Origin of the sequence: Nocardia sp. NPDC052254, from assembly GCF_040679495.1 — a bacterium.
Classification (GTDB): domain Bacteria; phylum Actinomycetota; class Actinomycetes; order Mycobacteriales; family Mycobacteriaceae; genus Nocardia.
The window spans coordinates 63,888-80,562 of sequence record NZ_JBFAUW010000008.1; the positions used below are offsets into that span (position 1 = coordinate 63,888).

Sequence of the window (16,675 nt, forward strand, 5' to 3'; positions counted from 1 at the left end):
CAGGTCAGTGCTGGGCCGGTTCACGGCTCTCGGTTCCGGCGTGCGCGGCCTTCAGCAGCGCCGCGATGCTGTCGTGAACGGCGGCGGCCATCCGGTCCAGATCGGGGACCAGTTCTCGGCAGGCGATGAAACCGATATCGAGGTCACCGTTGGCCGACAGCACGGTGACATTGAGCCCGGCGCCGTGGAAGACCGGCCCGAACGGGAACAGGGCATCGATGCGATGGCCGAGGAAGTACAGCGGTTGCTGGGGTCCTGGCACATTGGAGATCACCAGGTTGTGCACCACGGGATGGCGTTCGGCGAGCTTGAACGACGAGTAGGCCCGCATCGCCAGCCGGAAGGTGTTCGGCGGGGCGTACCGGGCCCAGTCCTGCAGGAAGTCCGCCCCCAGTACCTCGTGTTCCTCCTTGGCGCAGCGGTTGGCCTCGGCGATCTGCCCGAGGCGCTGCACCGGATCCTCGATATCGGTGTAGAGCTGGGTGAACAGCGTCGAGACCTTGTTGACGCCGCGGTCGTGGCGGCTGGTCTCGTGCGTGGACACCGGAATCGAGGCGATCAGCGAGGTGTCCGGCAGTTCGTCGCGATCGGCCAGATACTGCCGCAGCGCCCCGGCCACGACGGTGAGCACGACATCGTTGATCTTGACGCCGAAGGCAGCCCGGATGTCCTTGATATCGGAGAGTTCGGCGGTGGTGAAGGCGATACTGCGATGCGGTGTGACAGTGCGGTTGAACGGTGTGCGCGGCGCGGTGAACGGCAGCGCCATACCCCCTTTGTCGGAGCGGCGGCGCTGCACGAGGCTGCCGAGCTTGCCCACCGTCTGCGGCACCATCGCGACCATGCCCAGTTTCGCCGGCATCCGCGCCAGACCTTCCGCGGCCAGCACGAGATCATTGGGATTGTCGGCGCCGGAGGCGATTTCGGCCGGTGGTTCCGGATAGCGCACCCCCGGCTCGGCGTCGCACAGGTAGGCCATCATGTTGGCGCCGGTGATGCCGTCGACGGCGGCGTGGTGGTACTTCGAGACGACGGCCACCTTGCCCCCGGCCAGGCCCTCGATCACCCACATCTCCCACAGTGGCCGGGAGCGGTCCATCGGCTGCCCGGCGATATCGGCCACCAGATCGGCGAGTTCGCGCGACCCGCCGGGGGCCGGTAGTCCGAGGCGCCGCACATGGTGGTCCAGGTCGAATGTGGAATCGGTGACCCACACCGGATGGTCGAGGTCGAACGGCACCCGGTGCACGCGTCGGCGCATCGCGGGTACCAGGTGCAGGCGGCGTCCCAGCTCGTCCTTCAGGGCGCTGAATTCGTAGTCGGTTCCGTCGGCGGCAGGGTCGAGAATCAGCAGTGCGCACACGTGCAACAACTGGGTGTCGGTCTCCAGATACAGGAAGCTGGCGTCCAGCCCGGTCAATCGTTCCATACCTCCAGGCTATGGAACGCGTTCTAGTTCGTGGCCGGAACGGCCGAGGAGATGGGTCACATTCCGGCGGGTTTCGGGCCCGCGATCAGTTGCGAGACGGTCACGAAATCGTAACCGCGGGAACGGAGTTCCGTGATGATCCGGGGAATCGCGGCCACCGCCGCGGGCTGGTACATGGCATGTAACAGAATGATCGATCCGGGCCGGACGCGGTTCACTGTGCCGGAGACGATGGCGTCGGTACCCGCGCCGCCGGTGGAGTCGGATTCGACGTCCCACATCACCGTCGTGCGGTCGTTGCGCGAGAGATACCGGGGCAGGGTGACCAGCTTCTTGCCATACGGCGGGCGGAAGGTTACCGGGCCGCGGTAGCCGGTGCGCGCGATCTCGGCGTCGGTACGTTCGACCTCGGCGGCCACCGTCGCCGGGGTGACGAATACCAGCCGCCGATGGGTGTAGCTGTGATTGCCGATCTCGTGCCCGGCCGCCGCGATCCGCGCCCCCTGCTCGCGATGAGCCGCCAGATCGCGGCCGACGAGATAGAACGTCGCCGGAACATGCTGAGCGGCAAGTGTTTCCAGGATGTCGGGGGTGCGATCGGTCGGTCCGTCGTCGAAGGTCAGTGCCACCACCTTGCGGTCGGTGTCGACGCGGTGCACCAGCCGTCCCGCGATCTGATGGGTGCGCGAATTCATCAGGACGTAGGTCCCGATCGACAGCACGGCCACGACCGTGATCGCGATGGCGGCCGTGCCCAGGATCCGGCGTTTCACCGGCGCAACCTACCACCGGGCGACCGGCCCGGTGGCAGGCCGGATCACCAGTTCAGGCCGGGCACCCGGTTGACGATGCGGGCCGCCGGGCTCGGCATCCCCATCAACGGCTGGACCACCGGAGCCAGTGCCAACAGCGGGCTGCGACGGCCGGATTCACCGCCCGGTGCGGCGTCGGGGGCCGGTGTGGCGGCCGGCCGGGCGGCGGCGGATTCGCCGAACATCCGGAAACCCCGGTGCAGAATCGCCTTCTTCACCGAGGGCATGACCGTGTCGATGACCTGGGCGAAGGTGCCGATCGGCGTATCGATGCGCGCGGGCCGCTCCTCGAGCGCGCGCACGACGATCGCCGCGGCCTGTTCCGGGCTGTGCACCGGCAGCGACCGGTACATCTCCGTCGGCGCGATCATCGGCGTGCGCACCAGCGGCATCCGCACCGAAGTGAAGGTGATGCCGGCGTCGGCATTCTCCACGGCCGCGATCTCGCTGAAGGTGTCCAGTGCCGATTTGCTGGCGACGTAGGCCGCGAACCGGGGCAGTTTGGTCTGCACGGCGATCGAGGAGATGTTGACGACGTGGCCGAATCGCCGCTCGCGCATGGCCGGCAGCAACGCCAGGATCAGCCGCACGGCACCGAAGTAGTTGACCGCCATGGTCCGTTCGAAGTCGTGCATGCGATCGGTGGAGTTGAGTACCGACCGGCGGATCGAACGTCCGGCATTGTTGACCACGTAGTCGACATGGTGATGGTCGGCGAGCACCTGCTTGACCAGCAGCTCGACCGCCTTCTCGTCGGTGATGTCGCACGAATAGCTGTATGCCGCACCGCTTTCCGCGCGCACCGCCGTGGTGGCGGCCTCGAGTTCGTCGATCCCGCGCGCCACCATCAGCACGGTCGCGCCGCGGCGGGCCACCGCATGCGCGGTCGCGAGGCCGATTCCGGAAGAGGCTCCGGTGATCAGCACGATCCGATCCCGCAACCGGTCGCCGCCACCGTGGCGGCGAGCGCGATCAGGATCCAGCCGGGCGCGCCAGTAACTCCACAGCGCCGGGGCGTAGCTGCCGAAGTCCGGGACCCGGAGGTCGGTGCGCCGCAGCAGCGCCCGGGTGGAATCGGACACGAATTCCGAGGAGAACGACACATGCGGTGCCACTTCGGCCGGGATGCCGAGCTGAGTCAGCAGAAAGTCGCGTACCGCGGCGACACCGGGGAGTTTGGTGAGGGTCTGCACGGCGGCGTGGCTACCGGGCACCGGTCCCATCCCGCTCGGCGCCCCGGCCGCCCGCGAGAGTGCGGAGTAGATCTCGGTGAACGGCTGCGGCCGGGGATTGACCAGGTGGAAGGTTCGCCGGTTGAGGCCGGGCCGTCGGATGAGTTCGACCATCGCCGCGGCCACATAGTCGACCGGGACGATATTGGTGGCACCCAGATCCGGCAGCGGGATCGGCAACCCGCCGGGCAGTGCGCCCAGCCGGGCGATCGCGTCGAAGAAGTAGTAGGGGCCGTCGATCTTGTCCATCTCACCGGTGCGCGAATCGCCCACGACGATCGCCGGGCGATACACCCGCCAGCGCAGTCCCGGTGCCTCCCGGACCAGCTTCTCGGCAGCGAATTTTGTTCGGTGATAAGGAGATTCGAGATTCTGGCCGAGATCGAAATCGTCTTCGAAGAACTTGCCGCGATGGTCACCGGCGACGGCCACCGACGACACGTGGTGCAGCATGGCCCCGAGTTCGGTGGCCAGTGCGATCACCGCGCGGGTGCCCTCGACATTGGCCGCGTAGGTGGAATCTTCGGGGGCGGTCATGTCGTAGACCGCGCCCAGATGCACCACATGCTCGGCGGCCGGTGGTTCATCGGCCAGTCCCAGTCCCGATGCGGTGAGGTCTCCGATCAGCGGAAATACCCGATCGGTGGCATTCCACCGGGCGGCCAGTTCGGCGAGTTTGGCCGCCGAAGCCTCCCGGACCAGGACGTGCACCACCGCGTCGGTGTCCTCCGCGAGCAGGTCCTCGACCACGCGGCGTCCCAGAAAACCGGTCCCGCCGGTCACGATATAGGCGACCATAACCCCTCCTGCATGTCGAACATGTTGTCGTACAACGGTGTTCGTCCGACATGCGTCGGTGGATGCGGACGTGACGAACGGCCTTTATCAGAATCGAGACCAGAATTAGGAACCCCTGCGTGCCTAACTGATGGGTAACTTTAACTCGCGGCCGTTTGTGCTCGCAACCAAACAGCGCCCCCGGTGGTGTGTGTCCTGTCACCACATGGAGGCGCTGATCGGTATGTGTAACAACGATTTTGATGTAACTCTGCGACGCAGCTGGCAATCTGCCAGCAACCTTCCGGTCGGTTGTCCAAAATGTTGCCGGGCCGGTGCCGGGCGATCCCGGCGGCGGTTCAGCCTTCCCGTCGAACCGGGAATTCGCTTGCGAGATCGGCGAATACGGCGGTGTTCAGATCGAAGGCCCGCCGGCATTCGCCGAGTACGCGCTGCTTCTCGAGATCGTCGACGGCCAATTCGTCGAGCAGCGTCCGGTACTGCCGTTTGAACGCGGCGGGATTGGAGATCTGCTCGAAGACGTAGAACCGCACACCGTCGCCACGCTTGGGCAACTGCCACAACTTCGCCGCCGTGCCGCGAATGACCTGACCGCCGGACAGGTCGCCGAGGTAGCGGGTGTAGTGGTGGGCCACGTAGCCCGCGGGCCAGTCCCGGGCGCACTCGGCGATGCGTTCGGCATAGGTTGCGGTGGCCGGCAGGGCGGTGAGATCCGCGCGCCAGCCGGACCCGCCCAGATGGGCGAGATCGTCCTCGAGATGGGCCAGCCGGGCCAGTTCCGGCCGGATGAACGGACCGGCCACCGGATCGGTGGCCAGGGTCTCCCACTGCTGTTCGAGGGCGTGGTAGATGTGCCACAGCTGGCTGGTGTAGCGGTAGAACGCCCGCACGTCCAAGGCTCCGCCGAGCATATCGCTCATGAAGGTGGAGTTCTCGGCCTCCGCGTGCTGTTCGGCGGTGGCGGAGCGGATCTGCGCGGAGAACGGCACGGAGTCCTCGAGGGGGGTGGTGTCCGGCATGATCCTGTGTTCCTCGCTTCGTGATCCGACAACTATGGGTAACCTAACTTTCCCCTCGACCATACCGGCCCGCGGCCGAGGTGGAATCAAACTTTCGGACGGTTGGAGTCGTCGGTGGCCTCGTGGGCGACCGGCGTTCGGTCGCGGGCAGATGGGCGGCGCGCCCAGGTTTCGGACAAGTTCGGACAAGTCGGACGGGCGGTGGCGAGCTCGAGTCTCCTTGTGTTACAACGGTTTTACGCATAGTTCACAAAGCTAACTACTTTTGAGAGGTGGCGGAATGTGCGGAATTGCAGGCTGGGTGGCGTTCTCGGAGGACCTCACTCGGCGGCAGGGGGACATCGATGCGATGACCGAGACGATGGCCTGCCGCGGGCCGGACGGGCGGGGCACCTTCGTGCGCGAGCACGCCGCACTGGGCCATCGGCGGCTGGCGATCATCGATCTGCCCGGCGGTACCCAACCGATGAGCGTGTCCACGCCGGCCGGCGATATCGGGCTGGTGTATTCGGGCGAGACCTACAACTTCGGTGAGTTGCGCGCACAGTTGCAGGGGCTCGGCCACCGGTTCGAGACCGACAGCGACACCGAGGTGGTCCTGCACGGATATCTGCAGTGGGGTGAGTCGGTCGTCGATCACCTCAACGGGATGTACGCCTTCGCCATCTGGGACGAGCGCGAGCAGAAGCTGGTGATGATCCGCGACCGGATGGGGATCAAGCCGTTCTATTACTATCCGACCCCCGACGGCGTGTTGTTCGGCTCCGAGCCCAAGGCCATCCTGGCCAATCCGCTCGCGGGCCGGGCGGTCGACCTGGACGGGCTGCGGGAGCTGTTCGCCATGACGAAGGCCCCCGGCTGGTCGCTGTGGAAGGGGATGCACGAGGTCCTGCCCGGCACGCTGGTGACGGTGGACCGAAACGGAATTCGCTCCCGTACCTACTGGCGGCTCAACGCGGTCGAACACACCGACAGCCGCGACGAGACGGTCTCGCATGTGCGCGATCTGCTCACCGATATCGTCGAGCGCCAGCTCATCTCCGATGTGCCGCGCTGTGTGCTGCTGTCCGGCGGCCTGGATTCCAGTGCCATCACCGGCCTGGCCGCGGCCCGGCTGGCGCGCGACGGCGAGCAGTTGCGCACCTTCTCGGTGGATTTCGCCGATCAGGAACAGAACTTCGTGCCCGACGAGATGCGGGACACCCCGGACTCGCCGTATGTGCGCGAGGTGGCGGCGCTGGTGCGCTCCGCTCATCAGGACGTGGTGCTCGATCCGGCGCAGCTGTCGGATCCGGCGGTGCGCCGCGCGGTGATCACCGCCCGTGACATTCCCGCCGGCCTGGGGGATATGGACGCGTCGCTGTATCTGCTGTTCGCCGCGATTCGACGCCAGTCCACGGTGGCGTTGTCGGGGGAGTCGGCCGACGAGGTGTTCGGCGGGTACCGCTGGTTCCACGACGAGGTCGCGTTGAAGGCCGACACCTTCCCCTGGCTGGCGTTCAACAGCGCGATGACCGGGGAGTCCCGCTGGGAGATCCTGAACCCGGCCCTGCGCGAGAAGCTGGCTCTGCCGGATTTCGTCGCCGGCCAGTACGCCACCGCGGTCGCCGAGGTCGAGCACCTCGACGGCGAATCCGAACTCGAGCACCGCATGCGCACGGTCTGCCATCTGCATCTGACCCGGTTCGTGCGCACCCTGCTCGATCGCAAGGACCGCGCGTCGATGGCGGTGGGGCTCGAGGTCCGGGTTCCGTTCTGCGATCACCGGCTGGTGGAGTACGTCTACAACACCCCGTGGTCACTGAAGACCTTCGACGGCCGGGAGAAGAGCCTGCTGCGCCACGCCGCGAAACATGTGCTGCCGGAATCGGTCGCGGCGCGGGTGAAGAGTCCGTATCCGTCGACCCAGGATCCCGGCTACGCGGCGGCACTGCAGCAGCAGGCCAAGGAGATCGCCGCCGCCGGAGATGCGCCGGTCTTCGAATTGATCGACCGGCAGTGGCTGGAACGTGCGGTCGCGATGGACGCCTCGCGCCTGGACACCCACCTGCGGATGGGGCTGGATCGGATCATCGATCTGCACACCTGGCTCGAGATGTACGCCCCGGATCTGCGACTGGACTGATCGGTTGCCAGGGGCCGGCACCGTGTCACCACGGTGCCGGCCCCTCGGTGTGTCCGAGGGCGGTGATGATAGCCGTATCCGCTGGTCGCGACGGGCGGAACCGGACATGTGAACATTATTTACTAATAGGTGTTCACAAATCAGGTGTGGTGTGGTTCACTCCATAGCAACGTGTTCCAAAGGAGGTACCGTGTCCGCGCCGTCTCTGCCGTCCATCAGTCACGAATTCGACTTCACCGACCCCAGCCTGTTGGCCGACCGCCTGCCCGTGGCCGAATGGGCCGAGCTGCGTCGCAGCGCCCCCGTCTGGTGGGTGGATCAGCCCAACGGAGTCAGCGGTTTCGACGACGGCGGCTACTGGGTCGTCAGCCGCCTCGACGACATCAAGGACATCTCGAAGCGATCCGATGTCTTCTCCACCCACGAGAACACCGCGGTCATCCGTTTCAACGGTGAGATCACCCGCGAGGAGATCGACATCCAGCGCGCCATGCTGGTCAACACCGATCCGCCGGAGCACGACAAGCTGCGCCGCATCATCTCCCGTGGTTTCACCCCGCGCGCGGTGGAGAGCCTGCGGGTCGCGCTGCGCGAGCGTGCCGAGCGCATCGTGCACGAGGCCAAGAAGACCGGTGGCGGCGATTTCGTCCAGCAGGTCGCATGCGAGCTGCCGCTGCAGGCTATCGCCGAACTGCTCGGTGTGCCGCAGTCCGATCGCGGCCAGCTCTTCGAGTGGTCGAACCAGATGATGGGCTACGACGACCCCGAATTCGCCGACAGCTACAAGATGGCCAACGCTCAGGTCATGGGTTACGCGTGGAACCTCGCCGAGGAGAAGCGCAAGTGCCCGGCCGACGATATCGTCTCGACGCTGCTCAATGCCGATATCGACGGTGAGGCACTGGGTTCGGAGGAATTCGCCTGGTTCGTGATCCTGCTCGCGGTGGCCGGTAACGAGACCACCCGCAACGCCACCACGCACGGTATGAAGGCCTTCGTCGACAACCCCGAACAGTGGGAGCTCTACCGGGCCGAGCGCCCGCGCACCGCGCCCGACGAGATCGTGCGCTGGGCCACCCCGGTCATCGCCTTCCAGCGAACCGCGTTGTCCGACACCGAGATCGGTGGCCAGGCCATCAAGAAGGGGCAGCGGGTCGGGCTGTTCTACTCTTCGGCCAACTTCGACGAAGAACGCTTCGACAAGCCGTTCGAATTCGACATCATGCGCAACCCGAACCCGCATGTCGGATTCGGCGGCACCGGTACGCACTATTGCGTCGGCGCCAATCTGGCTCGCCTGCAACTGGATCTGATCTTCAACGCGATTGCCGACGTGATGCCCAACCTGCGCGAGATTTCCGAGCCGGTCCGGCTACGCTCGGGCTGGTTGAACGGAATCAAGAGCTGGCAGGTCGCCTACGAGTGAGCGATCGGGCCGCGCGGGAATCCCCGCGGGCCCGGGCGCCATGGCGGCCCAGGACACAGTGTGCGCACCGGCCTCGACGTACCCGTGACGTCGAGGCCGGTGCGTATGCGGCGAAGGACGATGCATGACTGCCGGACGACGGGGCCGGATGCCCGCGGTGACCGACACCGATATCCGGCGGGTGGCCCGCACGCTGCTGGTCGAGCAGGGCCCGGAGGCGGTGACCCTGCGCGCGATCGCGCGTGAATTGGGGATCACCGCGCCGGCGCTGTATCGGTACTACGCCTCGCGCGACGATCTGGTGGGTGCGCTGCGCATCGATATCTGCGCGGACCTGGCCGACGAACTCGCCGGGCAGGTCGCCGCGCTGCCCGAGGACGGCGTCGTGCAACTGTTCGCCATCTGCAAGGGGTTCCGGCAGTGGGCACTGGCCCACGCCCACGAGTTCACCCTGGTGTTCGCCTCACCCGCCGGTGACTCCGCCAGCGCCATGCGGCAATTCGACGAGCCGTTCGGCCGTATCTTCCTCGAGGCCGCCGGTCGGCTGCTGACCACCTACGACATCGTCACTCCGCCCACCGACGAGATTCCGCCGGCGCTGCGCGCCGATCTCGTCGGGTTCCAGACCGAACTGCTGGCGGTGCTCGCCGAATCCGGTCAGAAGTTCCCAGCCGAGAAACTGGATCTCGGCGTCACGTATCTGATGATCCAGTTCTGGGCGCGGCTCTACGGTCATGTGACCCTCGAGGTGTTCGGCAACTATCCGATGCCGGTGCGTGATCCGGACGCCCTGTTCGACGCCACGCTCGCGGATCTGGCACGCTCCATCGGTTTCGCCGCCTGAGCCGTCCCGGTCGCGGCACCGTGCCGCGACCGGGACGGTCTCACATGATGTCGTCGGGCCGGACGCCGGTGACCCGCCGCAGAATCCGCGGCCGCCGCAGCCACCGGGCGAACCATTCGCCGAGTGTGATCCCGCCGCCGAGGGCGCACCCCACCACCAGTGCGGCGAACATCTGATTGAGGCCCACCAGCAGGTCGTCGTTGAGCAGTGCGAACAGGCCCCGGTAGACCTTGAGACCGGGAAGCAGCGGCGTGATACCGGCCACCGCGACGACCAGTGGGGGAGTCACCGCGCGGCGGGCCAGCAGACCACCGGCGAGGCCGATGACGGTGGCCGCCACCGCGGCCGCGATCACCGGGCCGAACCCGGCGTGCTGGACGAACAGGTAACACACGGTGATGCCGGCACCGGTGACGGCCGCGACCGTGAGTGCGCGGCGTTCGGCATAGCAGGCCAGTGCGAAGGCCGTCGCCGCGACGGCACCGGCGACGATCTTCAGCGGCAGATTCGTGATGTCATAGGACGGTGACATGTCGATCGGGGGCACCTCGGCACCGAACGCCTGCCCGCCGCGCAGTGCCAGTGCCACGCCGCCGATGATCGCACCGGTCATCACCAGTACTTCGAGCATGCGGGCCGCGGCGGTGATCGGTGCGCCGGTGATCGCGTCCTCCACCGCACCGACGAGCTGCAACCCACTGAGCAGCACGGTGATTCCCGCCGCGACGATCAGGCTGGGATTGAGGTCGAGACCGTCGGCGAAGGTCTGCAGCAGGATCGCGGGCAGGGTCGCGATGACACCACCCATCATGTTCTGGAAGAAGAACGGAAGACCCCACTTGTTCAACTGGCGATTGCACCGGTCGATCAGCAGTGTCGTGGCGAAACTCACCGCGGCGACCAGCAGGCCACCACCGAGCAGCAGTGAGATCGCCGCCGCCAGCAGCGACCAGCCGAAGGTGGCGATCCACCGGTTGTAGGGATGGGGCGCGCCGGTGATCGCATCCAGGGCGGCATGGGCCTCCGCGGGCGGCACCAGTTCCCGGCGGATCCGCCGCGACAGGCGGTCGACGGCGCTGAGCCGGGTGAAGTCCAGCGACCGGTACTGCACGATCCGCATGGTGCTGGCGGGCGGCAGCGTCGTACCGCGATCGGCCGAGATACGAATCGAGTTGTAGGTGACATCGATATCGCATTGAGCCAAACCGTAAGTGGCGGCGATGAATTCGACCTGCGTACTCGTATCCGTCACCGCGGTGCCCGAGGACAGCACCACCTCGCCCACTCGTTCGGCCAGATCCAGCACCTCGGTCACCGCCGCGTCGTCGCTGAGATCGATCGGCCGCAACGGTGCCGGCGCTTCGACCACGGAATCGACGGTGGCCCGTCGCTGGGCGACCAGCCGATCGGTTACCGTTCCCATCGCCCGATGCCACAACGAACTGGGCCGGGTCTCCGGCCCCGTGCGGACGAGTTCGGGCTCCAACTCATCTGTCACACCGCACACGGTAGTCGGAGCCCGCGCGGTGTCACGGTGGGCTCCCTCACTTCTGTCGAGCGGGCAACCGGCTGGTTATCGCCCGCGCCCGGGTCCGGCCGCTACAGTCGGACCCATGGGCACCGAGACTTCGACAGCTGATCATCTGCGGGCAGCGCTGGACGGACCGTGGCGTGACGTGCGCGAACAGGCGCGACGGCAACTCGCCGACGACCGGCTGTTCGGCGACCCCGCCCTCGACTACCGGCAGGCCCGGGCACGGGTACTCGAGCAGATGCGGTTGGTTGCCGAGTTCGGTTATGCGGAAAAGGGTTTCAGTATCGAGCACGGTGGCACCGGCGATCCGGGTGGTGCGGTGACGGGGCTCGAGATGCTGGCGTACGCCGATCTGTCGCTGTGGGTGAAGTCCGGTGTGCAGTGGGGTCTGTTCGGTGGTGCGGTGGAGAACCTCGGTACCGAGCGGCACGCCGAGATCGTCAAACGCCTGCTGTCACTGGACCTGCTGGGATGTTTCGCGATGACCGAATCCGGTCACGGCAGTGATGTCGCGAATCTGGAGACCACCGCCACCTACGATCCCGAGCACGGGGAATTCGTCGTGCACAGCCCGACCGCGTCGGCGCGCAAGGACTACATCGGCGGCGCGGCCGAGCACGCCCGGATGGCCGCGGTGTTCGCGCAGTTGATCACCGGCGGTGAAAGCCAGGGCGTGCACTGCTTTCTCGTCCCCATCCGTGACGAGCGCGGTGCCGACCTGCCCGGCGTCACCACCTCCGACTGCGGTCTGAAGGGCGGGCTCCCGGGCGTCGACAACGGCCGCATCCACTTCGATCACGTCCGGATTCCGCGCGAGAACCTGCTCAATCGCTATGCCGACGTCGCACCGGACGGCAGCTACGAGTCCGAGATCGACAATCCCAGCCGCCGCTTCTTCACGACCCTGGGCACGCTGGTGCGCGGGCGGGTCAGTGTCGGCGGCGCCGCGGCGGCCGGTGCGCGGGTGGCGTTGAGTATCGCGGTGCGTTACGCGGACAAACGCCGCCAGTTCTCCGACCCCGACAACGGTGGCGAGACCCTGCTGCTCGACTATCGCAGCCATCAGCGCCGGCTGCTGCCGCATGTGGCGCGCGCGTTCGCCCTGTCGTTCGCCCAGAACGATCTGGTCCGGCGCATGCACCTGGTGCAGACCGGCCAGGATCTCGACCCGGGCGCGCAGCGCGCACTGGAGAAGCGGGCCGCGGGGTTCAAGGTCGCCCAGACCCGGCACGCCACCCGGGCCATCCAGGAATGCCGCGAGGCCTGCGGCGGCGCGGGCTATCTCACCGAGAACCGGCTGGTGACGCTCAAGGCCGACACCGATGTGTTCACCACGTTCGAGGGTGACAATGTGGTCCTGACCCAGCTCGTGGCCAAGGAACTGCTGACCGCGTATTCCGACGAGGTGCGCGATCTCGATGCCCTCGGCTGGGTGAAGTTCGCGGCGACCATGGCGCGTGACGTGGTGCGCGAGACCTCCGGCGTGCGCCAGCTCATCCAGCGCCTGCGTGACCGTTCCGGCGAGACCGTCGACGACGCGGACCTGTCACGTCGATCGGTCCAGCTGCAGCTGTTCGCCGACCGCGAGGACTATCTGACCCGGACCGCCGCCCACCGGTTGCGGGCCCGGGCCGAGGAGACCGGCCCATTCGAGGCCTTCAACAACGCGCAGGACCACATCCTCGCGGCGGGCGAGGCGCACATCGATCGGCTCGTGCTGGAGGCGTTCATCGAGGGCATCGCCGATATCGACGATCCGGACGCCCGGGAGCTCGCCGAGAGCGTGTGCGATCTGTTCGTCTACGCCACCATCGAACAGAATCAGGCCTGGTACATCATGCACCGCTTCATGTCGGTGGAGCGCGCCAAATCGGTGCGGCGCGGGGTCAATGAACTCGTCGAGCGGCTGCGGCCGCAGGCGGGTGTCCTCGTCGAGGCGCTCGGCGTGCCGGAGGCCATGTTGCGGGCCGCGATGCTCGACGACGCGAGCGTGCACCAGGGGGCGTGAGGCCGCCTCGGCGACGGCGGAGCGTGGTGGCCGGGTCCGGCTATCGTCGAGAGGTGCACGCTCCACCATCGCCCGTCCGGTACCGGCCGTTCGTGACCGCCGCCGTGGTCCTGATCGGGTTCCTGATCACGGTGACGGTTCCGCTGAGCTTTCCCGCCGGGGGCGGTCCGACCGCCGTCGACCGCGCGGTCGGTGACCGTGTCCACGACAGCCTGGACGCACATCCGGGGATCTATCACGCGCTGGTGATTCCCAGCGACGCCTACATCGTGCTGCCGCTGTTGCTGCTCGGCATGGTGTACTGCGCCCTGCGGCGCGACTGGTGGGGTGCCGGATTTCTGCTGATCGTGCCGGAGCTGGTGGTCGCGATCAACACGTGGGCGCTGAAACCGCTGTGGGACAGGCACTTACAGCATTATCTCGCGTATCCGAGCGGGCACACCGTCCAATTCGTCGCCATCGCAACGGGTCTGCTGCTCGTCGCCGCGACCGCGTGGCTGCGGATCACGGTGGCGGTGCTGGCCGCGATCGCGCTGGCCGCCGTCGCGGTGGGCATGGTGGGCCTGGGCTATCACCATCCCACCGACGTCGTGGGAGGTACCGCGTTCGCGGTCGCCGCCGTCACCGCGAGCTGGGCCGCGGTGACACCGTGGCGTACCCGGGAGCAGCACCGCGAGTCCCGCGACGACCCTGGGGTGGCTGGACCGGCCGCGGCCGAAGCGGCGACGGGCACCGATCAGCCCGGTCCGTAGGTCAGGAACGCCGAGATCGCGAACCAGACCAGCCAGGCGAGGCCGATGAGCATGCCGACGGCGAGCAGGATCCGCAGCGCGGCACTGCCGGGATCGATCCGCTCGGTGTCCTTGGGGTACAGATTCCAGGGGCTGTACCAGGGCATCGTGATCGCCGGCGCGCGCCGGTAGTTCTGGTCCACCTGGGCCTGCTCCTCGAAGAACGCCTCGGCCTGCGCCTGTTGCGGCCCGCCGTACCAGAGTGTGGTGTCCACCGGTCCACCGAATCCCTCACCGACGAGATCCTGCGGTGCCGGCAGATACGGCAGGATGCCGAGCCCGCGGAAGGTCAGCGCGATGTCGTTGGCCGTCCACTGCGCCCGGCCCTGGACCGTCAGCGTGGTCAGACATTCGGACAGCCGGCCCGGCCCGTCGCCCAGTACGACCTGGAGACCGGGATCGTTCCACAGCTGCCGGATGGTCGGCGCGGCGCCGTGTGGTGGAACCACGACGACCACACCCTGCACCACACGCTGGCCGAGGCCGCGCTCGGAGAGCCAGCTCTGCAATGCGTGGGTGTGCTGATGGGACCGGTCCAGCGGGGTGCCCCGATCGCCGCCCTCGAAGCTCACCATCTGGCCGCCGACCCGCCATGGGCCGTTCAGCGGTATCTCGAGGTCACCGCTGACCCGTTCGACCAAGCCCTCGGCCTCGATGACCACGCAGGTGGTCGGGGTCCAGATCATCGCATCGAACTGATGCAGCCGATCGGCATGGAAAAGACTGCAGTTGACCGTCGCCACACCCTGGGGGTCGTCGGGACCCTTCCAGGTGCGCAACCATTCGATGAGGACCCGTTCGGCCGTGGTCCCGGCCGCGTTCTGCACTCGCACGAGCATTGGCGACCGCCCTTTCGTCGACACTCGGTACCGGAAAGCATAAGGGGCGCTGCAGGTCCGGGGGAGTCTTCGACGCGCCGCGGTGACGAATCGGATGAATTTCCCGTTCGCCGGCGGTGGATCAGTACTCGGCCGGTGCGGGGTCGATCGGTGCGATGGGCAGCCGCAGCGCGCCCGGCGCGGCGTCGGGCACGGTCGCGAAATGCGGTGCGACGGGAGCGATCCGGCGGTACCGGGCCCCCAGTTCGGGACGGGGATCGGGCTCACCGTTGTTGGGCCAGAACGCCATCGCCCGCTCGGCCTGCGCGGTGATCGTCAGCGACGGGTTCACCCCGAGATTCGCGGTCACCGCGGATCCGTCGGCGATGTGCAGGCCCGGATGGCCGAAGATCCGCTGATACGGGTCCACCACCCCGGTGTCCGGTCCCGCGCCGATCACGCAGCCGCCGATGTAATGCGCGGTGGCGGGGATGTTGAACACATCCATCACCAGCCCCTGCACATCACCGTCGACCTTCTCGCCGAACCGGCGTCCGATCTCGTGCGCCATCGGGATCCACGTCGGATTCGGTTGCCCGGTGCCCTGCCGGGTCTTGAGGCCACCCCACCGGCGGAACGAGGTGAGCGAGTTGTCCAGTGACTGCATCACCAGCAGGATCACCGACTTCTCCGAGGCGTGGCGGGCGTTGAGGCTGCGCGCGAACACCACCGGATGCAACAGGATCGCCAGCAGGAACCGCAGGAAGCGGAACGCGCCGCCGTCCACGATCGGCACCGACATGGGGAACAACGCGTTCTGCCCCTTGCCGTAGTGGCAGACCTCGATATGGGTATCGGGTTCGGGATGGATGGACGAGGTGATCGCGATGCCCTCGGCGAAATCGCTGCGCCGGCGGCTGACCACGTTGAGGATCGCCTCGGAATTGCTGCGGGTGAGCTCGCCCAGCCGCGGCGAGAGATTCGGCAGCACCTTCTCGTCACGCATCTTGTGCAGCAGCTTCTGGGTGCCCAGCGCCGCCGCGGCGAAGACCACCTGATTGGCGGTGAAGGTCTTGCGGCCCTTGCGAACCCAGCGATCCGAGCGTTGCGTCTCGATGGCGTAGCCGCCGCCGACCATCGGGCGCACCCGGTTCGCGGTGGTCAGTTCGAACACATGCGCCCCGGCCTGCTCGGCGAGGTGGAGGTAGTTCGTGGGGGTGGTGTTCTTGGCATTGTGCGGGCAGCCGGTGAAACAGCGTGCGCAGTGGATGCAGCCGCTGCGGCGCGGACCCGCGCCACCGAAATAGGGATCGTCGACCTCGACGCCGGGCTGTTCCTCGTTGAAGAACACCCCCACGTTGGTGGGGTGATAGGTATCACCCACCCCCATGTCGTCGGCGATCGAACGGATCACCTCGTCGGCCGGTGTCACGCGCGGATTGGGGGCCACCCCCAGCATCCGCTTCGCCTGGTCGTAGTACGGCGCCAGTTCGCTCCGCCAATCGGTGATGTGGGCCCACTGCCGGTCGGCGTAGAAGTTCGGCAGCGGCTCGTAGAGGGTGTTGCCGTAGATCAGCGATCCACCGCCCACGCCGGAGGCCGAGAACACGGCGCACTTGCCGAGGACGCTGATCCGCTGGGGGCCGGTCAGGCCCAGCCGTGGAGCCCAGATCGACTTGCGCACATTCCAATTCGACTTCGGAATGGCCTCGGCGGGCCAGCGGCGCCCGGATTCCAGGACCGCCACCCGGTAGCCCTTCTCGGTCAATCGCAGCGCGCTGACGCTGCCTCCGAAACCGGAGCCGATCACCACCACGTCGTAGTCGAAGTCGGGCATGT

Annotated in this window: 12 protein-coding genes; 5 read left to right on the plus strand and 7 right to left on the minus strand. The window is 67.2% G+C overall.

The features are described 5' to 3' along the window. Positions 1-4: 4 nt before the first annotated feature. From AB0L57_RS20685 to AB0L57_RS20700, 4 genes are all read right to left on the minus strand, one after another. Complete coding sequence (locus AB0L57_RS20685) at positions 5-1,429, minus strand: wax ester/triacylglycerol synthase family O-acyltransferase (protein ID WP_364964468.1); 1,425 nt, start codon at positions 1,427-1,429, stop codon at positions 5-7. Between the two features lie 56 nt (positions 1,430-1,485). Beyond that, on the minus strand, positions 1,486-2,202 hold the full coding sequence (locus AB0L57_RS20690; protein ID WP_364964470.1) for a polysaccharide deacetylase family protein: 717 nt from the start codon (positions 2,200-2,202) through the stop codon (positions 1,486-1,488). A gap of 44 nt (positions 2,203-2,246) precedes the next feature. Continuing rightward, positions 2,247-4,271 (minus strand): SDR family oxidoreductase, encoded by a 2,025-nt coding sequence (locus tag AB0L57_RS20695; RefSeq protein WP_364964473.1) that lies wholly within the window; start codon positions 4,269-4,271, stop codon positions 2,247-2,249. A 338-nt stretch (positions 4,272-4,609) separates the two neighbouring features. Next, on the minus strand, positions 4,610-5,290 hold the full coding sequence (locus tag AB0L57_RS20700; RefSeq protein ID WP_364964476.1) for a biliverdin-producing heme oxygenase: 681 nt from the start codon (positions 5,288-5,290) through the stop codon (positions 4,610-4,612). A gap of 280 nt (positions 5,291-5,570) precedes the next feature. On the opposite strand from AB0L57_RS20700, the gene asnB reads away from it, so the two are divergent. The 3 genes from asnB (at position 5,571) to AB0L57_RS20715 (ending at position 9,685) form a co-directional block, all read left to right on the plus strand. Then, positions 5,571-7,415 (plus strand): asparagine synthase (glutamine-hydrolyzing), encoded by a 1,845-nt coding sequence (asnB, locus tag AB0L57_RS20705; RefSeq protein ID WP_364964478.1) that lies wholly within the window; start codon positions 5,571-5,573, stop codon positions 7,413-7,415. A gap of 190 nt (positions 7,416-7,605) precedes the next feature. Continuing rightward, the gene (locus tag AB0L57_RS20710) at positions 7,606-8,841 is read left to right on the plus strand and encodes a cytochrome P450 (RefSeq protein ID WP_364964480.1); all 1,236 of its coding nucleotides are present in this window, start codon (positions 7,606-7,608) and stop codon (positions 8,839-8,841) included. A 124-nt stretch (positions 8,842-8,965) separates the two neighbouring features. Continuing rightward, positions 8,966-9,685: a TetR/AcrR family transcriptional regulator gene (locus AB0L57_RS20715; protein WP_364964484.1), complete on the plus strand. Its 720-nt coding sequence runs from the start codon at positions 8,966-8,968 to the stop codon at positions 9,683-9,685. 40 nt (positions 9,686-9,725) lie between these two features. On the opposite strand, the gene AB0L57_RS20720 is transcribed toward AB0L57_RS20715, so the two are convergent. Next, positions 9,726-11,108: a threonine/serine exporter family protein gene (locus AB0L57_RS20720; RefSeq protein ID WP_364965044.1), complete on the minus strand. Its 1,383-nt coding sequence runs from the start codon at positions 11,106-11,108 to the stop codon at positions 9,726-9,728. Between the two features lie 190 nt (positions 11,109-11,298). Here AB0L57_RS20720 and AB0L57_RS20725 point away from each other — a divergent pair, with 190 nt between their 5' ends. Beyond that, complete coding sequence (locus AB0L57_RS20725; protein WP_364964486.1) at positions 11,299-13,227, plus strand: acyl-CoA dehydrogenase; 1,929 nt, start codon at positions 11,299-11,301, stop codon at positions 13,225-13,227. Between the two features lie 92 nt (positions 13,228-13,319). Then, positions 13,320-13,979, plus strand: a complete 660-nt coding sequence (locus AB0L57_RS20730) for a phosphatase PAP2 family protein (RefSeq protein WP_364964489.1) — start codon at positions 13,320-13,322, stop codon at positions 13,977-13,979. Here the strand turns inward: AB0L57_RS20730 and AB0L57_RS20735 are convergent. Further along, entirely contained in the window at positions 13,964-14,845 is an 882-nt protein-coding gene (locus AB0L57_RS20735; protein WP_364964490.1) for an NERD domain-containing protein, read from the minus strand. The genes AB0L57_RS20730 and AB0L57_RS20735 overlap by 16 nt on opposite strands. A 133-nt stretch (positions 14,846-14,978) precedes the next feature. After that, on the minus strand, positions 14,979-16,673 hold the full coding sequence (locus tag AB0L57_RS20740) for a GMC family oxidoreductase (protein WP_364964492.1): 1,695 nt from the start codon (positions 16,671-16,673) through the stop codon (positions 14,979-14,981). Between the last annotated feature and the right edge of the window lie 2 nt (positions 16,674-16,675).